The 20,763-nt window shown below is 62.8% G+C and carries 18 protein-coding genes; 9 read left to right on the forward strand and 9 right to left on the reverse strand.

Annotated features, from left to right (window positions below; all coding sequences use genetic code 11):
* Nucleotides 1-12 precede the first annotated feature (12 nt).
* A complete protein-coding gene (locus tag IVB41_RS02945) occupies nucleotides 13-1,710 on the reverse strand; it encodes an alpha-amylase family protein (protein WP_247426514.1) in 1,698 nt (565 codons plus the stop codon).
* 239 nt (nucleotides 1,711-1,949) lie between these two features.
* Between IVB41_RS02945 and IVB41_RS02950 the strand changes: the two genes are divergently transcribed.
* Both IVB41_RS02950 and IVB41_RS02955 read left to right on the forward strand, forming a co-directional pair.
* On the forward strand, nucleotides 1,950-2,438 hold the full coding sequence (locus IVB41_RS02950; protein ID WP_027566056.1) for an MmcB family DNA repair protein: 489 nt from the start codon (nucleotides 1,950-1,952) through the stop codon (nucleotides 2,436-2,438).
* A gap of 262 nt (nucleotides 2,439-2,700) precedes the next feature.
* Nucleotides 2,701-2,955 (forward strand): hypothetical protein, encoded by a 255-nt coding sequence (locus IVB41_RS02955; RefSeq protein ID WP_247426517.1) that lies wholly within the window; start codon nucleotides 2,701-2,703, stop codon nucleotides 2,953-2,955.
* A gap of 162 nt (nucleotides 2,956-3,117) precedes the next feature.
* On the opposite strand, the gene IVB41_RS02960 is transcribed toward IVB41_RS02955, so the two are convergent.
* Together IVB41_RS02960 and IVB41_RS02965 are read right to left on the reverse strand one after the other, a co-directional pair.
* Complete coding sequence (locus IVB41_RS02960) at nucleotides 3,118-3,672, reverse strand: ActR/PrrA/RegA family redox response regulator transcription factor (protein ID WP_007598178.1); 555 nt, start codon at nucleotides 3,670-3,672, stop codon at nucleotides 3,118-3,120.
* Between the two features lie 103 nt (nucleotides 3,673-3,775).
* On the reverse strand, nucleotides 3,776-5,086 hold the full coding sequence (locus IVB41_RS02965) for an ActS/PrrB/RegB family redox-sensitive histidine kinase (protein WP_247285183.1): 1,311 nt from the start codon (nucleotides 5,084-5,086) through the stop codon (nucleotides 3,776-3,778).
* A gap of 105 nt (nucleotides 5,087-5,191) precedes the next feature.
* Between IVB41_RS02965 and IVB41_RS02970 the strand changes: the two genes are divergently transcribed.
* The 4 genes from IVB41_RS02970 (at nucleotide 5,192) to IVB41_RS02985 (ending at nucleotide 9,317) form a co-directional block, all read left to right on the forward strand.
* Nucleotides 5,192-5,995, forward strand: coding sequence for an ABC transporter ATP-binding protein (locus tag IVB41_RS02970; protein WP_007616003.1), 804 nt, complete (start codon nucleotides 5,192-5,194; stop codon nucleotides 5,993-5,995).
* The gene (locus IVB41_RS02975; protein WP_247426520.1) at nucleotides 5,992-6,810 is read left to right on the forward strand and encodes an ABC transporter permease; all 819 of its coding nucleotides are present in this window, start codon (nucleotides 5,992-5,994) and stop codon (nucleotides 6,808-6,810) included. The genes IVB41_RS02970 and IVB41_RS02975 overlap by 4 nt, the downstream gene beginning before the upstream one ends.
* 121 nt (nucleotides 6,811-6,931) lie before the next feature.
* Nucleotides 6,932-8,260 carry a polyhydroxyalkanoate depolymerase gene (locus IVB41_RS02980; protein WP_027566053.1) on the forward strand — a complete coding sequence of 443 codons (1,329 nt, stop codon included), beginning with the start codon at nucleotides 6,932-6,934 and terminating at the stop codon, nucleotides 8,258-8,260.
* 217 nt (nucleotides 8,261-8,477) lie between these two features.
* Nucleotides 8,478-9,317 carry a M48 family metallopeptidase gene (locus IVB41_RS02985; RefSeq protein ID WP_027514588.1) on the forward strand — a complete coding sequence of 280 codons (840 nt, stop codon included), beginning with the start codon at nucleotides 8,478-8,480 and terminating at the stop codon, nucleotides 9,315-9,317.
* A gap of 253 nt (nucleotides 9,318-9,570) precedes the next feature.
* Here IVB41_RS02985 and IVB41_RS02990 read toward each other — a convergent pair whose 3' ends face one another.
* Nucleotides 9,571-11,784, reverse strand: a complete 2,214-nt coding sequence (locus tag IVB41_RS02990; protein ID WP_247426523.1) for a transglycosylase domain-containing protein — start codon at nucleotides 11,782-11,784, stop codon at nucleotides 9,571-9,573.
* A 167-nt stretch (nucleotides 11,785-11,951) separates the two neighbouring features.
* Here IVB41_RS02990 and IVB41_RS02995 point away from each other — a divergent pair, with 167 nt between their 5' ends.
* Nucleotides 11,952-12,377: a DUF1330 domain-containing protein gene (locus IVB41_RS02995; RefSeq protein ID WP_247426526.1), complete on the forward strand. Its 426-nt coding sequence runs from the start codon at nucleotides 11,952-11,954 to the stop codon at nucleotides 12,375-12,377.
* 116 nt (nucleotides 12,378-12,493) lie between these two features.
* Here the strand turns inward: IVB41_RS02995 and IVB41_RS03000 are convergent, their stop codons facing one another.
* The 3 genes from IVB41_RS03000 to IVB41_RS03010 form a co-directional block, all read right to left on the reverse strand.
* Complete coding sequence (locus tag IVB41_RS03000; protein WP_007615994.1) at nucleotides 12,494-13,720, reverse strand: ABC transporter substrate-binding protein; 1,227 nt, start codon at nucleotides 13,718-13,720, stop codon at nucleotides 12,494-12,496.
* 232 nt (nucleotides 13,721-13,952) lie between these two features.
* Nucleotides 13,953-15,179, reverse strand: coding sequence for an ABC transporter substrate-binding protein (locus IVB41_RS03005; protein ID WP_007598163.1), 1,227 nt, complete (start codon nucleotides 15,177-15,179; stop codon nucleotides 13,953-13,955).
* Nucleotides 15,180-15,314: 135 nt separating this feature from the next.
* Entirely contained in the window at nucleotides 15,315-15,758 is a 444-nt protein-coding gene (locus IVB41_RS03010; RefSeq protein ID WP_247426529.1) for a DUF1304 domain-containing protein, read from the reverse strand.
* Nucleotides 15,759-15,767: 9 nt separating this feature from the next.
* Between IVB41_RS03010 and IVB41_RS03015 the strand changes: the two genes are divergently transcribed.
* Complete coding sequence (locus tag IVB41_RS03015) at nucleotides 15,768-16,298, forward strand: methylated-DNA--[protein]-cysteine S-methyltransferase (RefSeq protein WP_247357497.1); 531 nt, start codon at nucleotides 15,768-15,770, stop codon at nucleotides 16,296-16,298.
* A 92-nt stretch (nucleotides 16,299-16,390) separates the two neighbouring features.
* Here the strand turns inward: IVB41_RS03015 and IVB41_RS03020 are convergent, their stop codons facing one another.
* Nucleotides 16,391-16,759, reverse strand: coding sequence for a nuclear transport factor 2 family protein (locus IVB41_RS03020; protein WP_247357498.1), 369 nt, complete (start codon nucleotides 16,757-16,759; stop codon nucleotides 16,391-16,393).
* 198 nt (nucleotides 16,760-16,957) lie between these two features.
* Here IVB41_RS03020 and IVB41_RS03025 point away from each other — a divergent pair, with 198 nt between their 5' ends.
* Entirely contained in the window at nucleotides 16,958-17,845 is an 888-nt protein-coding gene (locus IVB41_RS03025) for a LysR family transcriptional regulator (protein ID WP_247426531.1), read from the forward strand.
* A gap of 25 nt (nucleotides 17,846-17,870) precedes the next feature.
* On the opposite strand, the gene IVB41_RS03030 is transcribed toward IVB41_RS03025, so the two are convergent.
* Nucleotides 17,871-20,660: a [protein-PII] uridylyltransferase gene (locus IVB41_RS03030; protein WP_027566047.1), complete on the reverse strand. Its 2,790-nt coding sequence runs from the start codon at nucleotides 20,658-20,660 to the stop codon at nucleotides 17,871-17,873.
* Nucleotides 20,661-20,763: the final 103 nt, after the last annotated feature.

Below are 20,763 nucleotides of genomic sequence, written 5' to 3' on the forward strand. Positions count from 1 at the left end.
ACGCTGTGGCACCTACCCCGGATGCTTGTTGCCCCGCACCGTCTTGTCGATATCGCTCCGCTTCAACAGATAATCCAATCCGCCGACGCGGTACCAGCGATAACCGTAGGGCTCCAGCACGACGCGATGCTGGCCGCGCTTGTCGGCGTGGCTGTGGTCCTCCGCGAGCAGATTGATCAGGTGCTCGCCGGCCTTGCCCGGCAGTCCCGCCGAGAACGCGATCTCGCGCGGCTTCTCGTCGAGATTGTGCACGAACAGCACGGAATTGTTGCGCCAGTCGTAGCGCATGATGAACACGGCGGGATCGCGCGTCGCGATGATCGAAAAATCGCCCCAGCCGATCTCCGGCACCTCCTTGCGCATGCGGACGATGCGCTCGGTCCAGTTCAGCATCGAGTTGGGATCGCGGCGCTGCTTGGCGACGTTGACGTGCGGATAGCCGTACGGTCCTTCGTCGATGACGGGCAAGGCCGGCTTGTCGCTGGTGGTGAAGCCGCCATGCGGCTCCGTCGACCATTGCATCGGCGTGCGCGCGCAATTGCGTTCCGGCAGCGAAAGATCATCGCCCATCGCGATCTCGTCGCCATAGCGGATGACCGGCGTTCCCGGCAGTGTGCACATCAGGCTGTAGGCGAGCTCGAGCCGCCGGCGGTCGCCGCCCAGCATCGGTGCCAGCCGACGGCGAATGCCGCGGTCGTAGAGCTGCATGTCCTTGTCAGGACCGAAGCTTTTGAACACGGTGTCGCGCTGCGCCTTGGTCAATCGCCCGAGATCGAGCTCGTCGTGATTGCGCAGAAACAGGCCCCATTGCGCCGAGGCCGGCCGCGGCTTGGTCGCCTTCAGCGCTTTCCCCAGCGGCCGGGAATCGGACGAGGCCAGCGCATAGAACAAATGCTGGTTGACCTGGAAATTGAACATCATATGCATGCGGTCGGCATCGCGGCCGAAATATTCCATGTCCGTCTTTGGCAGCACGTTGGCCTCGGCGAGGATGATGGCATCGCCCTGCCGCCATTGCAGGAATTCACGAAACGTCCGCAGCATGTCGTACTGCTCGGCCGGCTTTTTCACCTTGGCGCCTTTGGTCGAGATGACGAAAGGCACGGCATCCATGCGGAAGCCTGAGACGCCGAGTTGGATCCAGAAGCCCATGATCTTCAAAATCTCGGCCTGCACGTGCGGGTTCGAGGTGTTGAGATCGGGTTGGAAATCGTAGAAGCGGTGGAAGTACCAGGCGCCGGCTTCCTTGTCGCGTGTCCAGGTCGATTTCTGAACGCCGGGAAACACCATGCCCTGATTGGCGTTCGCCGGCTTCTTGTCGGACCAGACATACCAGTCGCGGTAGGGCGAATTCCTGTCGCTCCGCGCCGCCTTGAACCAGGGATGCTGGTCGGAGGTGTGGTTCACGACGAGATCGATGATGACGCGAATGCCGCGCTGCTTGCAGCCATGGGTGAACTCGACGAAATCGCCGAGCGTGCCGTAGCGGGCATCGACGCTGTAATAATCCGCGACATCGTAGCCGTCGTCGCGGCCGGGCGAGGTCTGGAACGGCATCAGCCAGATCGTGGTGATGCCGAGGCCGTGCAGATAATCGAGCCGGCGCAACAGGCCCTTGAAATCGCCGATGCCGTCGCCGTTGGCGTCCATATAGGTGCCGACGGACAGGCAATAGATGATGGCGTTCTTGTACCAGAGATCGTCGATCATGCGCGCGCAGCCTCGGTGGTTCCGCCGAGGTGCGGCGGCTGCGTGATAAGTGCGTAGGGGAGGGGAGGTTCCGCGCCACTGTCGTCCTGGACAAGCGAAGCGCAGATCCAGGACCCATTACCACAGGGCACAGTTTGACGAGGACTGGTGGTGATCCCCTCGTGCACCAACGATCCCTTGAGGTAATGGGTCTTGGCTTTCGCCAGGACGACGACGGAGGAATCGGCTATCCTCCCCCCATGGACAACACCGCCCGCATTGCCATCGTGCCGCCACCGGACCGCCGTCAATCAGAGACGGCGCTGGCGATCGCGCGCGGCACGGCGCGGTTGTTGCGCTCGCTCGGCTTCACCTGCATCAGCGAATTGCCGCTGCCCTCGGGGCGGCGCGCCGATCTCGTCGCGCTGAACGAGCGTGGCGAGATCTGGATCGTCGAGATCAAATCCTCGGTGGAGGATTTGCGTGCCGATCAGAAATGGCACGAATACCGGGCGCATTGCGACCGGCTGTTCTTCGCCTTCACGCAGGACCTGCCTTGCGAGATTTTTCCGCAAGATACCGGCCTGATCATCGCGGACGCCTATGGCGCGCACCTGCAGTGTGAGGCGCCCGAGCACAAGCTCGCTGCGCCCACGCGCAAGCAGATGACGGTGCGGTTCGCGATGGCGGCGGCATTGCGGATCAACCGGCTGGTCGATCCGCAGGGGCATGCGGAGTTTTGGGAGTAGGCTCCGTCCGGATGTCTTTCCAGGCCACCATGCCTGGAAGAGGTACCCGGTAAAATTTGAGAAACTTCGGGACGATGTCGCTCAGACTGGCAACATCAGCGGTGGCTAACGCCGAACTCTTGCTCGGCAACATGAAGATCAAGCAGCGACGTGGACGCTTCGTTCTTTCATGAGCGGCAGCGGATGTGACGGGCCGCACATACTTCAGGCCTACGGCACGGTACCGCTTGTTCCGCAACTAACCGGCCACAAGGAATGTGCCATGAAAACCTTCCGCACCGCTCTCTTTACCTTCGCCGCACTAGCCGGACTGACTTCGTTCGTGACCTCGACGCAGTCTTCCTATGCTGGCGGACTCGGCCTCGATTGGCTTTCCAACAAGCCCTACGTAGAGTGTCTTAAGAACGTCCGAATGCTCGCCGACGTTGGTAGCATTCTGAAAGGGCCCGCGGACCGAGAGGCGAGTTACGAGCGGGGCCGCCACCAATGCAACCAGCGCTACTATGGTCATGAATAGACCGCCCGCGCTTCCGCCGAACTGCGATGCTGCCAGATTCAGCTCGTAGTCTCGGTCCAGTCACAACGTGCAAAAGCGACGTTGCGGGCTGCTCCGGCAAATGGCTGTCCCGGGTCATCGTCTTAGCCTCGGGGCTGCGCGCCATGAGTAAAACGCCAAGGATTACCGCGGCGCGCGCTTGGCCAGAATCCGCTGCAACGTACGCCGGTGCATGTTGAGCCTGCGCGCCGTCTCCGAGACGTTGCGGTTGCACATCTCGTAGATGCGCTGGATGTGTTCCCAGCGCACGCGGTCGGCCGACATCGGGTTCGCCGGCAATTCGGACTTGTCCGAGCCGGTCGACAGCAGCGCCGCGACGACGTCGTCGGCGTCCGCGGGCTTCGAGAGATAATCGACCGCGCCCATCTTCACCGCGGTGACGGCGGTGGCGATGTTGCCATAGCCGGTCAGCACGATCGCGCGGGCGTCGGGGCGCTTCTTCTTCAGCGCCGAGACCACGTCGAGACCGTTGCCGTCACCGAGCCGGAGATCGACCACGGCGAATGCCGGCGCCGCCTTGCCGATCTGCGCCAGACCGTCGGAGACGGTGTCGCATGACGTCACCGCAAAGCCGCGCGTTTCCATGGCGCGCGACAGCCGCTCCAGAAACGGCTTGTCGTCCTCCACGATCAGGAGCGAGCGGTCGGTCTGTTCGTTCAGTTCGGCGATGGCGTTCAAGGTTTCGTCCTCTCTCCAGCGCTTCTACATATGGCGGCGCAATCGGGCGGTGCCAAGGGCGCCAATAGTCGATCGGCCCCGTTGTGCGACGCAAGGTCGCGGCCTATCCTATTGTTTCTTCGAAGGTCTCGATAGCCTCAAAACGCTCTCTCGGCCACGTGATCTGGACCACTGCGCCATGGTCCGGAAAGGTGCGGTTGGTGAACGAGACCTTGGCGCCGGTGCGCTCCAGCAAGGTGCGCGCGATGAACACGCCGAGCCCGAGGCCGCCGCCTTCGTCCTGGCTGCGCCGCCGCGACAAATAGGGCTCGCCGATCCGGTTCAGGATGTCAGGCGGAATACCGGGACCATCGTCGGAAATCACGAGCTCGATCGTGTCCTTGTTCCACCACGCATTCACCTCGACGGTGGTGCGGGCGAAATCGACTGCGTTCTCGACGATGTTGCCGACCCCGTAGAGGATCGCCGGATTGCGCGAGCCGACCGGCTCGGCCACGATGGCGACGGCGATGCGCACCTTGATATCCACGCCGAAATCGCGGTGCGGCGCCACCACCTCCTCGATCAGCTCCGAGAGCTTCATGCGGTCGAACGGCGCCCCGGTGGAGGAGAGCTGGGTGATCTTGCTCAATATGTCGCGGCAACGCTGCGTCTGCTCGCGCAGGGTCTTCAGGTCAGCGGCAAAGTTCGGCTCCTTCACCGTCTTCTCCAGCTCGCGCGAGATCAGGAAGATCGTCGCGAGCGGCGTGCCGAGTTCGTGCGCTGCGGCCGCGGCCAGGCCGTCGAGCTGGGTCAGATGCTGCTCGCGCGTCAGCACCAGCTCGGTCGCGGCCAGCGCGTCGGCGAGCTTGCGCGCCTCTTCGGTGACCTGGAACGAGTAGAGGCTGGTGACCCCGATCGCGAGCGCGATCGAGAGCCAGACGCCGACGAGATAGATCGGCGGCAGCACCAGCGGATCGTCGGAATCCCAGGGCAGCGGCAGATGGAAAAAGAACAGCACCGAGGCGCAGGCTACAGCCAGCACGCCGAGGCCGAAGGTGAAGCGGGCCGGCAGCGCGGTCGCCGAGATCAGCACGGGCGCGAGGAACAGGAACGAGAACGGGTTCTGGAGTCCACCGGTGAAGAACAGGAGACCCGCCAGCTCCACGATATTGAGCGCGAGCAGTCCGGCCGCCTGCATCGGCTCCAGCCGCTGCAGCGGATTGGACACGGTCTGGAGCCCCAGATTGAGCGCTGCCGACAGCGCGATGATGCTGACGCAGGGGACGATCTCGACGTTGAATTCCAGCCCCTGCGCCACGATGAAGATCGCGGCGAGCTGGCCCAGCACCGCGAGCCAGCGCAGGCGCAGGATGGTATCCAGGCGGATATGCCGCTGCGCGGGGCGAAAGTCGGAAGCGGCAAGTTCGGTCATTTCGGCCAAGGGGGCGGTGCCTTCTCGATCACAAGCGCGCGGCTCACGGAACCACCGGATTACAAGCCTTGCGCTCTCCGCTGCAATAGCAGAAGAACGCCCACCATGACTGAGAATGACAAGGCTTCAAGCTGGCCGACTGTCGCGGATCGCAGCCTCTCCGCGGCAATCGCGGTCGATCACCTCGTCAAGGTGTACAAGCAGACCCGCGCTGTCGACGACATCTCCTTTTCGCTTCCGCGTGGCAGCATCACCGGGCTGCTTGGCGGCAACGGCGCCGGCAAGACCACGACAATCGCGACGATCATGGGCCTGGTGCTACCGACCTCCGGCCGCGTGCAGGTGCTCGGGCATCGAATGCCGGAGGACAGCGCCTCTGTGCTGGGGCGGATGAATTTCGAGAGCCCCTATGTCGACATGCCCATGCGACTCACGGTGCGTCAGAACCTCACCGTGTTCGGCAAGCTCTATGCGGTGAAGAACCTCTCCGACCGCATTGCTGAGCTGGCCTGCGACCTCGATCTCACCGAGTTCATCGACCGCGCCAACGGCAAGCTCTCCGCAGGACAAAAGACGCGCGTTGCGCTTGCCAAGGCGCTGATCAACCAGCCCGAGCTTCTGTTGCTGGACGAACCGACCGCCTCGCTCGATCCCGACACCGCCGACTGGGTCCGGGGTCATCTGGAGCGTTATCGCAAGGCGAACAACGCCACCATCTTGCTGGCCTCGCACAACATGCTCGAGGTCGAGCGGCTCTGCGACCGCGTCATCATCATGAAGCGCGGCCGGATCGAGGACGACGATACGCCCGAAGCCATCATGGCACGCTACAACCGCACCACGCTGGAAGAGGTGTTTCTGGACGTCGCGCGCGGCCGGGTGAACGGTGCGCAGGAGGCGGTGCGATGAGTGAGGTCTCCCTCCATCTCGGCATCTCGCTCCATCGCATCGGCGCGATGATCCTGCGCTATTGGTACCTCTTGCTGTCGTCCTGGCCGCGGCTGCTCGAGCTGCTCTACTGGCCGGCGCTGCAGGTCGTCACCTGGGGCTTTCTTCAGCTCTATATCGCGCAGAATGCAAATTTCTTCGCGCGCGCCGGCGGCACCCTGATCGGCGCCGTCATCCTCTGGGACATCCTGTTTCGCGGGCAGCTCGGCTTTTCGATCTCGTTTCTGGAAGAGATGTGGGCGCGCAACCTCGGCAATCTCATGATGAGCCCGTTGAAGCCGATCGAATTCCTGCTGTCGCTGATGATCATGAGCCTGATCAGGCTCGCGATCGGCGTCATTCCGATGACGCTGCTCGCGCTGTTCCTGTTCCACTTCAATGTCTATGCGCTCGGCGTCCCGCTGATCGCGTTCTTCTGCAACCTGATCTTCACGAGTTGGTCGGTCGGCATCTTCGTCTCCGGCCTGGTGCTGCGAAATGGCCTCGGCGCCGAGAGCATCGTCTGGACCTTGATGTTCGGCATCATGCCGCTCGCCTGCGTCTACTATCCCGTCAGCGTGCTGCCAGTCTGGTTGCAATATATCGCCTGGACGCTGCCGCCGACCTATGTGTTCGAAGGGATGCGGGCGCTGTTGATCGAAAACACCTTCAGGACCGATCTGATGCTGAGCGCGTTGGCCATCAACGCGGTGCTGTTGGTTGCATCTTTTGGGGCATTCCTTGCCCTTTTGCGCAGCGCCCGGATGCAGGGCTCGCTGCTGTCAGGCGGCGAATAACGTCACTTTCTCGTGGATTCAGCCCGGTTTTGGCACCTGGGCCACGTAGATGTACGGAACCATGCATTGACGCAATATTACGCATTCGGCAGTATGCTGCGATGCGAAGAGGAATATAGCGATGCCGATTGGTGAGTTTGGCGGCGCGCCGCCCCTGGTGGCCGAAGGCAGTCCGGTCCTGACGACGCCGATGTACTGGATGTACGAGATGGGGCAAGCCTCTCTCAATCCGGCGCGCGCGATCACGGACGCAACCAAGCTGCTGTTTCAAAATCCCCTCAATCCATGGGCACGCACCGAGGTCGGCAAGTCGGTTGCCGCGGCCTGCGAGTTGTTCGAACGCACCACGCGGCGTTACGGCAAACCGGAATGGGGCCTCAACGACACCGAAGTCAACGGCATCCGCGTCCCCGTCGAGGTCCGCTCGGTCTGGGAAAAGCCGTTCTGCCGCCTGCTCTACTTCGATCGCAAATTCACCCGTCCGCTGCGCAGCCCGCAGCCACGCGTGCTGATCGTCGCGCCGATGTCCGGCCATTACGCGACGCTGCTGCGCGGTACGGTCGAGGCTTTCCTGCCTGCGCATGAGGTCTACATCACCGATTGGGCCGATGCCCGCATGGTGCCGCTCAGCGACGGCCGCTTCGATCTCGACGACTACATCGACTATGTCATCGAGATGCTGCATGTCCTCGGCGGCAACACGCATGTGCTGGCGGTGTGCCAGCCCTCGGTTCCCGTCGTCGCGGCCGTTTCGATCATGGAAGCGCTGCGTGATCCCTTCGTGCCGACCTCGATGACGCTGATGGGTGGCCCGATCGACACCCGGCGTAATCCGACCGCGGTAAACAATCTCGCCCAGGAGCGCGGCATCGACTGGTTCCGCAACCACGTCATCACCAAGGTGCCGTTCCCGCATCCGGGCATGATGCGCGACGTCTATCCGGGCTTCCTGCAGCTCAACGGCTTCATCAGCATGAATCTCGATCGGCATATGGATGCCCACAAGCAGCTGTTCGCCAATCTAGTGAAGGGCGACGGCGACCTCGTCGACAAGCATCGCGACTTCTACGACGAATATCTCGCGGTGATGGATCTCTCGGCCGAGTATTACCTGCAGACGGTCGACACCGTGTTCGTGAAGCATTCGCTGCCGAAGGGCGAGATGACCCATCGCGGAACACGCGTCGATCCCTCCAAGGTCACGCGCGTCGCGTTGATGACGGTCGAAGGCGAGAACGACGACATCTCCGGCATCGGTCAGACCGAAGCAACTCACACGTTGTGCAGCTCGATTCCCGATCACCGCCGCGTTCATTACGTCCAGAAGGGCGTCGGACATTACGGCGTGTTCAATGGCTCGCGCTTCAAATCGGAAATCGTGCCACGCATCCACGACTTCATGGTCTCGGCGGCGAATCCGAGCTCATTGCAGGCGCTCGCAGCCGAATAATCGCGTTTTTCGGCTTTCCCGCTGGAAATCGATGCCCTGTCGGAGGCTCCGACAGGGGCAAGTTCCCCCCAGATTCGCGGTATTTAGGTAGCTTTGTAGGAGTGAGTCCAACCTCACCCCTTGGGGGTGCCGCATGCGCTTGGCGGGGGCGAAAAAAGCCGGTTCCAACCCCAGTCTGTAGGGTCTCCCGGACGCCAGACCCCTGTATATTGGGCAAATGATTTGTTTTTGCGCCGAGCGCTTTCCCTGGCGGCGGTTATGGCAGAATCCGGGCGCTCTCCTGCCCCCCGGACTGACAGACATGGCCACTCGCGCACTCCTCTATCGTCGGCCCCACGAGCCGAAGACCCTCCTGATCACCCATGGATCGCAATATTTTGCGATTCGGCTGCGCCGGCATCGCCGCGCGCGCCGTTACACGCTCAGAATTCATCCGAGCGATCGCGAAGCCATCCTCACCATGCCGCCGCGCGGCACTCTCGCCGAAGCAAAAGACTTCGCGCAGCGCCACGGCGCGTGGATCGCGGCACGTCTCGGCCGTTTGCCGAAGGCCGCACCGTTCCAGCCTGGCACAGTGATACCGCTTCGCGGTGTTTCTCATCGCATCGTTCATCGCGCCGGCACCCGCGGTACGGTGTGGACGGAAGTGCGCGATAGCGGGGAACGCATTCTCTGCGTCGCCGGCGGCGTCGAACATGCGGACCGTCGCGTCAGCGACTTCCTCAAGCGCGAGGCGCGCCGCGATCTTCAGCGTGCCGCGGAATCCTATGCCGCCGAGCTCGGCGTCAAGGTGAAGCGGCTCTCGATCCGCGATCAATCCAGCCGCTGGGGCTCCTGCACCTCGGCCGGCTCGTTGTCGTTCTCCTGGCGCCTGATCCTCGCGCCGCCCTATGTGCTCGACTATCTCGCCGCGCACGAGGTCGCCCATCTCGTCGAGATGAACCACTCGGCGCGATTCTGGCGCGTCTGCGGCAAGGTCTGCCCGTCGATGGAGCGCGCCAAGAAGTGGCTCGATACATACGGCAACGATTTGCACCGGTACGGGGTCGAGGATTAAGGCTCGTTGATGCCTCATGTGACGCTGTCATCGCCCGCGAAAGCGGGCGATCCAGTATTCCAGAGCGGCTGTTGTTGAATCGAGGAGCCGCGCCGTATTGGCTTCCCCGCGCCCGCGGCGAATGACAGCCGCGCGCGCGATTCAAGCGTCTGTGCTGCCCGCGCAAGCCGTTGATTTCGTTATCCTCGGCTACTGTGCATGGGGTTGTTTTCGCGCTTTTTTGTTTTGAGGTCACCAAGACCTCAGGTCGGCGCTAGCGATTTCCGCCGAACAGCCGGTCCATCAACCAGCCATCGAGTCCTGCGGCTGCCTCCGGACGCGCATTGGCACGCGTCGGCGGCGGACGATAGCCGCCGTTGTTGGCAGGTGCCGGCGCGGGCGCTGCCGCTGTCGGCGGCGACACCTGCGATGTCGCCTGCGCGAGGTTCGACAGACCCCAGCCACCTGGAGAGCTCGGCAAGGCTGCCACCGGCACGCCTTCGTGCGCCGTCTTCATGAAGCGCGACCAGACTTCGACCGGCAGGCCGCCGCCGGTTGCCTTCTTGGTCGGCGAGTTGTCGTCATTGCCGAGCCACACGCCGGTGACGAGGTTGGCGGTGTAGCCGATGAACCAGGCGTCACGGTAGTCCTGGCTGGTGCCGGTCTTGCCGGCCGCCGGCCAGCCCGGGATCTCCGCCTTCTTGGCGGTGCCGCTGATCAGCGTTTCCCGCATCATCGCGTTCATCATGCCGACATAGCGCGGGTCGACCACCTGATTGTGCTCGTCCGCCTGGCGCATGTAGAGCAGCTTGCCACCGAGCGTCCTGATCCGCGTGACGACATGCGGCGTCGCCGTGAAGCCGCCATTGGCAAAGGGTGCATAGGCGCCGACCAGCTCGACCATCGAGACTTCGGAGGTGCCGAGCGCGATCGAGGCGTTGGGCTCGAGCTTCGAGGAGATGCCGAGCCGGTGCGCGGTGCGCACCACGTTCTTCGGGCCGACCTCGAGGCCGAGGCGGATGGCGACCGTGTTGAGCGACATCGCGAGCGCCTGGGTCAGCGACACCGCGCCGAAATATTCGTGCGTGTAGTTCTCGGGTCTCCAGCCCTTGACCTCGATCGGCGCGTCCTGGCGGATCGTGTCGGGCGTCAGTCCCTGCTCGAGCGCGGTGAGGTACACGAACGGCTTGAACGAGGAGCCGGGCTGGCGCCTGGCGGTGACCGCGCGGTTGTACTGGCTCTCGGAATAGTTCCGCCCGCCCACCATGGCGCGCACCGCGCCGTCAGGCGTCATCGCCACCAGCGCGCCCTGGCTGACGTTGAACTTCACGCTCTTGGCTGCCAGCTCGTCGATGATGGCGGCTTCCGCCACGCTCTGGAGCTTCGGATCGATCGTGGTCTCGACCTTGATGCTCTCGTCGATCTGGCCGACCAGATCGTCCAGCACCTCGCCGATCCAGTCGGCGACGTAGTTGATCGTGCCGGCGCCGACCGGCTTCACATTGTAGGAGGGTTGGCCGATCGAGGCCTGCGCCTGCGCTTCGCTGATGAATTTGGCATCGGCCATCGCCGTGAGCACGATTTTCGCGCGTGCTTCCGCGCCCTCGGGGTTGCGGTTCGGCGCCAGCCGCGAAGGCGACTTGACGAGGCCGGCCAGCATCGCTGCTTCCGCGACGGTGACGTTCTTGGCCGACTTGCCGAAATAGCGTTGCGCGGCGGCCTCGACGCCATAGGCGCCGGAGCCGAAATAGACGCGGTTGAGATAGAGCTCCAAGATCTCGTTCTTGGAATGTTTGCGCTCCAGCCAGATCGCGAGCTCCGCTTCCTGCAGCTTGCGCGCCATGGTGCGCTCCTGGGTCAGGAACAGGTTTTTCGCCAATTGCTGCGTCAGCGTCGAGCCGCCCTGCGACACGCCGCGATGGAGCACGTTGGTGACGAGCGCGCGCAGGATGCCGACGGGATCAATGCCGAAATGCGAATAGAAGCGGCGGTCTTCGATGGCGATGAACGCCTTGGGCAGATATTGCGGCAGATCCTTCAGCGAGACGTTGGCGCCGGCCATCTCGCCGCGCTGTGCCAGCATGCTGCCGTCGATGCCGACGATCTGGATGGTCGGTGGCCGCTTGGGGATTTCCAGCGACTGGATCGGCGGCAGATGAGCGCCGACATAGATCACGACGCCGATCACGGCGATCGCGCCCCACAGGCCCAGCACCGCGCCCCAATAGACCATGCGGCCAAGGCTTGCGCCGATGCGTGACTTGGATCGGCGCTTGGCACTGCCGCGGCCAGCCGGCGCCTTCCGCTCGCGCGGCGTCTCGTCGCCAGCATCCTCGCTCTTGCGCTTGGCGGATGATTTCGTTGATTTCTTCGGCTTGTCATCGCCGCCAGGAATCCGGTCGGCGGCGGTCAGGCGCAGATCGGCGAGTGCTGCAGGCAAGCCGAACAGCGGCTCCTTGCGCCCACCCTTTTTCTTTCCCAACCCCATACGCAAACGCCCGGTCAGCCCGCCCCGCCGCACGCTAGCGGTCGCTGTTTAAGGCCCGGTTACCCAGAGCTTAACGCGTGATTAGGAGGTGCGGCATTCGATGGCCGCAGTTCCGCTGGGAGGTCGGCAGAGCTAGGATCGCCGGCATAAAACAAGAGGAAACTCAGATGGGCCACATCGATCCGACCAAGGAGATTTTCGCGCAGTTCCGGAACAACGACCGTCCCGGCCCGATCCACATGCTCAACCTGGTGCGCTTGCGCAAGGAAGCGGCCTATCCGGATGGCCGCAAGGCGAGCGGCGCGGAAGCCTATGCGGCCTATGGCCACGAGAGCGGCCCGGTGTTCGAACGCCTCGGCGGCCGCATCGTGTGGCAGGGCAAATTCGAGCTGACGCTGATCGGCCCGGAGACCGAGCGCTGGGACCACTGTTTCATCGCCGAATACCCAAGCGTCGCCGCCTTCGTCGAGATGATCCGCGATCCCGTCTATCGCGAAGCGGTGAAGCACAGGCAGGCCGCGGTGGAGGATTCACGGCTCATTCGGCACGCGGTGCTGCCGGTCGGAAAGAACTTTGGCGAGGTGCCGGATTGATTTGCCGTCATGGCCGGGCTTGACCCGGCCATCCACGCCTTCCTTTGCTGCCGCAAGAACGTGGATGCCCGGGACAAGCCCGGGCATGACGACGTTGAGGCAGTTGCCTACGAGAACTAACCCGCCGGACTCGCATCCTCAATGATCGGGCCGAACAGCTCCCAGCGTTCGCCGTTGAACTTCATCATCTGAAGCTGCTTGTTGACCCGGTAGTCGGTCGGTGAGGTGTTGGCCTTGATGCCGGGCAACGCGGTGTCGCTGGTCACGTCCTTCAGCGACGCGGCCTGCTTCATCACGTTCTCCCGCGTGAGGTCGTCGCCGCACTGCTTCAGCACATGGACCAGCAGCTGCGCCGTGCTGTAACCGTAGGTGTTGAAGTTCGAATCCTTGTCGCCATCCGGATAATACTTGGCCATGAAGTCGAAATACCTCTTGAGGCCGGCGTCGTCCTTCCATGTCGGATCGAGCGGTTCCTTGCCGTAATTGACGCTAATCAGGCCCTTGGCGGCGTCGAGGCCGGCCGGCTTCAGCACCGCGCCGACCGAGGTGGCGTTGATGTCGACGATCTGCACCGGATGCCAGCCCATCTCGGCGATCTTCTTGATCGCCTGCGCCGCCTGCTTCGGCGTGGTGGCGCTGAAGAACAAATCGGCGCCGGCGTCCTTGATCTTGAGGATCTGCGAATCGACAGTCGGATCGGAGACTTCGTAGGAAGCTTCGGTCACGATCATCTTGGCAGCCTTGTCGCCGAGGCCGGCCTTGATGCCGTTCAGATAGTCCTTGCCGAGGTCGTCGTTCTGATAGAGCACGCCGATCTTGGCGTTCGGATGCTCCTTCAGTATGTACTGTCCGTAGATGCGGCCTTCGACGAAGTAGTTGGGGTTGAAGCCCATCGTCCACGGGAAGTTCTTCGGATCCGTGAACCTCGAGGCGCCGGTCGCCGCGAACAGTTGCGGCACCTTCTTCGAATTGAGATATTTCTGCACAGCTGCGTTCACCGGCGTGCCGATGATCTGGAAGGTCAGCAGGACCTCGTCGCTCTCGACGAGCTTGCGAATCTGCTCCACAGCTTTCGGCGGCGAGTAGGCGTCGTCATACTGGATCAGATTGATCTTGCGGCCGTTGACGCCGCCCTGGTCGTTGATCATCTTGAAATAGGCGGCCTGGGTCTTGCCGATTGACGAATAGGCCGACGCCGGTCCAGAAAACGGCATCGTCTGGCCGACCTTGATCTCGGTATCGCTGGCACCCGGATCATATTTCTTCTGGGCATTGGCCGCCGAGACCGACAGCGCCAGGGTCAGCGCCGTTGCCGTGGCCAGATGCAGAATTCCATTTCTCATTCGCATTTCCTCATTGTTTATTGCCGGTGATCAATCGGGAGCGCTCATGCGCACGGGGCGTCACCGCTGAGGTCGAGTGTGAATGAGGCATTGCTGCAACGCAAGGTGGGCGTGCACCCGCAGTTCGTAGGATACGCAACGTCTCAGCAAGTTCGTTAAGGTGGGCCCAGCCCCGGCGGATGCGCGAAGTGCAGTCCGCCGGGCGTAGCCCACCCTATGAAACTCCGAGAGATTAACCCGCTGGACCCGCATCCTCCATGATCGGGCCGAACAGCTCCCAGCGTTCGCCGTTGAACTTCATCATCTGCATCTGCTTGTTGACGCGGTAGTCGTTCGGCCCGGTGTTGATCTTGATGCCGGGCAGCGCGAAGCTCGGAGTGAAGTCCTTGATATTGGCGACCTGCTTCATCACGTTCTCACGCGACAGGTCGTCGCCGCACTGTTTCAGAACTTGCGTCAGCAATTCGGCGACGGAATAAGCATAGGTGTTGACGGTGTTGAGCTTGTCGCCTTCGGGGAAATACTTGTCCATGAAGGCGAAGAACGCTTTCACGCCCGGATCGTCCTTCCACTGCGGATCGCCGGGCTCCTTGCCGTATTGGGTCGATATGATGCCCTTGGAGATATCGAGGCCGGCCGGCTTCAGCGTCGCCGAGATCGGGCTCGCGTTGATGTCGAGAATGTGCACCGGCGTCCAGCCGAGCTCGGCGACTTTCTTGATCGCCTGCGCCGCGAACTTGGGTGTCGAGGCATCATAGAAAAGATCGGCGCCCAACGACTTCAGCTTGACCACCTGAGAGTCCACCGTGGGATCGGTGACCTCGTAGGAGACTTCGCCGACAATCATGCCGGCGGCCTTGTCACCGAGACCGCTCTTGAGGCCGGCGAGATAGTCTCGGCCCATGTCGTCGTTCTGATAGAGCACGCCGATCTTGGCGTTCGGATGCTCTTTGAGGATGTACTTGGCGTAGATGCGCCCCTCGGACACGTAGTTGGGATTGTAGGCGATGGTCCATGGATAGTTCTGCGGATCGTTGAAGCGCGCGGCGCCGGTCGAGGCCAGCAGCTGCGGGATCTTCTTGCCGTTGAGATATTTCTGCACGGCGGCGTTCGCGGCGGTGCCGATGATCTGGAAGGTGAACAGCACCTCGTCGCCTTCGACGAGCTTGCGCACCTGCTCGACCGTCTTCGGCGGCGAATAGGCGTCGTCATATTGGATCAGATTGATCTTGCGGCCGTTGATGCCGCCCTGATCGTTGATCATCTTGAAGTAGGCGGCCTGGGTCTTGCCGATATTGGCGTAGACGGAATAGGGCCCGGAGAACGGCACGGTCTGGCCGATCTTGATCTCGGTGTCGCTCGCGCCGGTGTCGTATTTCTTCTGGGCGAGAGCTTGGTTGGCGGAGAACGCGAAGGCGAGCGCCGCCGTGGCAGTGATGAAGGCTCTGCGATTGCTCATGTGGGGTTGTTCCTCCTGACGGAATTTCCGACCGACGGTCTTGTCCCGCTGATTGCCAACGGTCGCCATCGCTGTCGGAGATTGTGGAGGAACGGCAGGCGACGCGCAAGGATCGCGGCGCCGCGCTATGGCGTCTCAGGCCAGGAACAGCGCTAACAGCGCGAGCGCCGCCGGCAGCGCCTGCACCATCAGGATGCGCGTGCTGACGGTCGCTGCGCCATAAGCGCCGGCCACGATCACGCAGAGCAGGAAGAATGCCTTGATCTGGAACGCGAAGGCCGGATTGCCGTGCACCAGCCCCCAGACCAGGCCGGCGGACAGAAAGCCGTTATAGAGCCCCTGGTTGGCCGCCAGCACCTTTGTGGTCGCTGCCTTCTCCGGCGTGTTGCGGAAAACCTTCAAGCCCTGCGGCTTGTCCCAGAGAAACATCTCCAGGATCAGGAAGTAAGCGTGCAGTGCGACGACCAGCGCCACCAGGATATTCGCGATCCAGAACAAGTTGAGCTCCCCCGGCGTCAGCTTTCGGGTGGACGCTAGCACGGCCGGCGTGGCAATTGCGATGGCGTGTTTCGATGCCATGGTGCCGCAATGCCCGCGCGACCGACCAAATCACCTGTAAGCTTCGGCCTCGATCGGCTGGCGACCCCGATTGGGATTGCGCTGCTGGTCACCGACGCTGCGGGCACCTTGCGCGCGCTCGACTGGGCCGATTACGAGCACCGCATGCGCGAGCTCTTGCGCCTGCATTACGGTGTGGTGGAGTTGCGTGACCAGCCCGCGCCCGCAGCCATGCGGACTGCGCTATCGGATTATTTCGATGGCGATCTCGGCCAGCTCTCAGGCATCGCCTGGCGCATCGCCGGCACGCCGTTCCAGCAGAAGGTCTGGAATGCGTTGGCGCAAATTCCTGCCGGCACCACGATGAGTTACGGCGCGCTCGCCGCCAGGATCGACATGCCCAAGGCCATTCGCGCCGTCGGCCATGCCAACGGCTCCAATCCGATCAGCGTGGTGCTGCCGTGCCACCGTCTGATCGGCGCCGATGGTTCTCTGGTGAAGTACGGCGGCGGCCTCGAGCGCAAGCGCTGGCTGCTGCGGCATGAAGGCGTGGCGGTCTAAGCCGGTTCGACAACGCGTTGAACGATTGGCGGCGACCGGCGGCGGGTCGTCAAGCGAGCCTTCGCCGCTCTTCTCTCGAGTGACCGAATCCGTCAGGCGTTCGACGTCATCACTTTCTGCACGATCTTCCAGGTCCCGTTCACCTTCAGGCAAGACAACAGGTCCGTGAAGCGACGCGGCGGAATGTGCAATTTCACCTTCAAAAGCGCGAGCTCTCCTTCAACATCCGTTGACAGGATCTGATCATCGCGCTCGAATCCCTGTTGCTTTGGAGCTTCCATGTTGCGGACCGCTGCCAGCCAGGTCGCAATTGGCGTCACGCCCACGTTGCCGTCCTCGGCGACCTTCGTCACGGAACTCAAGGGATGAAATATGGATGCAAATTTCTCGGCATCCATTTCATAGGCAGCATCGAAATAGGTCTGCGCAAGGGAGCGCAAGGCGGAAATGTCCGTATCCATTGTCATCCTCAAAGCTGGTACACCGAAATCGTTCATGCGGCCGGGCGAGCTGTGCCGAGCGTCAACCTGCCACCACATGCAGGAAAGCACTGCACGGCGCTTTCTTGCTCGCGCAAGCCTACGGCGTCGTGGCTTATGAAACTAGACGCCTTGTATGGCGCAGCCTTATGAGCGATATTCATCAATATGACAAACGACATGAACGAACTCGCGACGTTTGCAATCGTAGCCAGTGAACGAAGCTTTACGCGCGCTGCGATAAAGCTGGGTGTGTCTCAGTCTGCCTTGAGCCACACGATCCGGAGGCTCGAGCAACGGCTTGAGCTGCAGCTGCTCGCTCGAACAACCAAGAGCGTTGCGCCAACCGCCGCGGGGGCAGCTCTTTTGGAAGACTTGTCTCCGGCACTTGAGCAAATTCGTCACGCCCTCGACAGGGCCCGAAGCGTTCGGCGCCGGCCTGAAGGTCGCCTTCGAATTGTAATGTCACGATCAGCTGCCGTGATGGTATTGTTGCCGCGGTTGAGAGCTTTCGCCGAAGCCTACCCGGACATCGTTCTGGACGTTGTCACCGTCACTGGCCCCGTGGACCTTGTTGCAGGCGAGTTCGATGCCGGTATCCAGCTTGGCGAGTACATTCAAAAGGACATGATCGCGGTTCGCGTCACGCCCGAGCTGCGATTGGCGGTCGTGGGGTCGCCACGCTATTTCGCTTCACGAAGCATTCCCAAAAAGCCAAAGGATCTCAACGATCACCGGTGCATTACCCTGCGTCTTGCGGGTGGTCCATATCGGTGGGAGTTTGAGCAGGGACGAAAGTCGGTCACGATCAACGTGAACGGCCCGCTCATCATTGACGATACTCACCTGGTGATTCAGGCGGCGCTCGCCGGGGTTGGTATCGGATTAGCCTATGAAGAGCAGGTCGCCGAATATGTTGCGAAGCGCCGCCTTGTTCGGGTGCTGGAGGATTGGACTCCGCCCATTCCCGGCTTCTTCATGTATTATCCCAGTCGTCAGCATCAACCAGCCGCGCTGTCGGCACTGGTGAACGCGCTACGATTCTCCGAACAAAAGTCGGCGCGATGATTCAGCCCGAAATGACGAGAGAAAGTCACGCCGCGGGCTGAACCGCCTTGTCGCCGGCCATCACGTGGGTCAGCGCGCTCTTGATCGCGGCCTGGCGTGTCGGCGCGCTGATCTGTGCGCCCAGGAGATCGGTGACGTAGAACACGTCGCGGGCGCGCTCGCCGAAGGTCGCGACATGAGCCGAGGCGATGTTGAGGTTGAGCTTCGAGATCGCGGTGGTCAGCTCGTAGAGCAGGCCGGGGCGGTCGAGGCCGGACATTTCGATCACTGTGTAGCGGTCGGACCATTGGTTGTTGATGGTCACTTCCGGCTCGATCACGAACGGCCGCGCCTTGCCGCGCACGGTGCGCCGCGCCACCACCTCGGGCAGACGCAGCTTGCCTTCCAGCACGTCCTCGATCATCTCGCCGATCCGCGTCGCGCGCCGTCCCTCGTCCTCGTCACGGTCGTATTCCCTGGAGATCGAGATCGTGTCGAGCGCGCGGCCATCGGTCGTGGTGTAGATCTGGGCGTCGACGATGTTGGCGCCGGCCGAGGCGCAGGCGCCCGCGATGATCGACAGCAGCCAGGGATGGTCGGCGGCGAAGATCGTCAGCTCGGTGACGCCACGCACCTCGTCGAAGCCGACATTGATCGCGAGCTTGTGGCCGGCCTGCTCGCTGGCACGGACGAAGCGCGCGTGGCGGATCTTGCGCGGCAGCTCGACCTTGAGCCAATAGGCCGGATAGTGCCGGCCGATATAGGCGTCGAGCTCCTCCGCCGGCCATTCCGCGAAGGCGTTACGGAATTCGGCGTATGCGGCCGTGAGGCGCTTGCCGCGGTCAACCTCCGAGAAGCCGCCCGTCAGCACCGGCTCCGTCTCGTAGTACAGCGAGCGCAAAAGCTGCGCCTTCCAGCCATTCCATACGCCTGGACCGACGCCGCGGATGTCGGCCGTGGTCAGGATCGTCAAGAGCTTCATCTGCTCGACCGACTGCACCACGGCGGCGAAATTCTCGATGGTCTTGCGGTCGGAGAGATCGCGCGACTGCGCGACCGTGGACATCGTCAGATGCTCCTCGATCAGCCAGGCCACGAGTTCGGTGTCGGCCGGACTGAAGCCGAGCCGTGGGCAAAGCCGTCGCGCCACCTTGGCGCCGGCGATCGAGTGATCCTCGGGCCGGCCCTTGGCGACGTCGTGCAGCAGCGTCGCAATGTAGATCACGGAGCGATGCTCCGGCCGGATCTTGCGCATCAGGTCGCTCGCCACCGCGAATTCCTCGATGCCGCCGCGTTCGATGTCCTGGAGGAAGCCGACGCAGCGGATCAAATGCTCGTCGACGGTGTAGTGATGATACATGTTGAACTGCATCATCGAGACGATCTTGCCGAACGCGCGGATGAAATGGCCGAGCACGCCGGTCTCGTTCATCCGCCGCAGCACGATTTCCGCGTTGTCGGATGTCAGGATCTCCATCAACAGCCGGTTGGCTTCGGGATTCTCGCGCATCTGCGCGTTGATCAGGCCGAGCGAACGCGTCACGTCGCGCATCGCGTCCGGGTGGAAGGCGAGATTGTTCTTCTGCGCCAGGCGGAAGATGCGGATCAAATTGACCGGATCGTGCTTGAACACGTCTGGCGCGGCGACGTTGATGCGGTTGTTGTCGACGATGAAGTCGTCGCTGTCGGGCACCCGCCGCTTCACCGCGGTGGGGCGAAGCCGCGCCATCATCCGGCTCAGCACCGGCGCGGGCTTGGCCTGCTGGTCCTCGAGCTTGGCGCAAAGAATGGCGGTGAGGTTGCCGACTTCCTTGGCGACCAGGAAGTAGTGCTTCATGAAGCGTTCGACGTCCTGCATGCCGGGATGCGAGGTGTAGCCGAGCCGGACCGCGATCTCGCGCTGGAGGTCGAAGGAGAGGCGCTCTTCAGGGCGGCCGGAGTAAAAGTGAAGATTGCAGCGCACCGACCAGAGGAAGTCGGCGCAGCGGCGGAAGGTGCGGTATTCCTGCGCGTCGAACACGCCGCGGTCGACCAGCTCGTCGGTGTCGCTCACGCGGTAGACGTACTTCGCGATCCAGAACAGCGTGTGCAGGTCGCGCAGGGCACCCTTGCCGTCCTTGACGTTGGGTTCGACCAGATATCGCGATTGGCCGCCGCGGCGATGCCGCTCCTCACGCTCGGCGAGCTTTGCGGTGACGAATTCGGACGCGGTGCCTTGCACGACTTCCTTGTCGAAGCGGGCGACCAGCTCGTCATAAAGCGGCCGGTCGCCGGTAAGGAAGCGCGTCTCCAGGATCGCGGTGCGGATGGTCATGTCGCCGCGCGCCTGCCGGATCGACTCGTCGACCGAGCGCGTGGCGTGACCGACCTTCAGCCCCATGTCCCAGAGGCAATAGAGAATGGCTTCGGCGACCTGCTCACCCCAGGCGGTCTGCTTGTAGGGCAGGATGAAGAGCAGATCGATGTCGGACTCGGGAGCCATCAGGCCGCGGCCATAGCCGCCGGTCGCCACCACCGCCATGCGCTCGGCGCCGCTCGGGATCGGCGAGCGGTAGAGATGACGAGTTGCCGCCGAATACAGGATGCGGATGATCTCGTCCTGCACGTGGCACAGCCGCTCGGCGCAGCGCCGGCCATGACGGTCCTTCAGCAGGATCGTCTGTGCCGCAGCGCGCGACGCAATCAGCTCGGCTTTGAGCAGTTGCGCCATGGCCGTGCGGAACGCGTCCTCGCGTCCCTGGTGCTTCTCGGCAAGCGCATCGACCGCGGCGGTGATCCGCGCGGTGTCGAAGCGATCGTCCACCTCGGCCTTCTGCTCAGTCGCAACGCTGTCCATGTCTCACCGGATATAAGAGGCGGCCGGCCCTGTCACCCGCCATTCTCTCGCAATAGTCGTTCCATGCTGGAAAGGTGCGGCTTTGGGCAAAGCTGTTCTCAGC

It is taken from the genome of Bradyrhizobium sp. 44 (assembly GCF_023073095.1).
Taxonomy (GTDB): domain Bacteria; phylum Pseudomonadota; class Alphaproteobacteria; order Rhizobiales; family Xanthobacteraceae; genus Bradyrhizobium.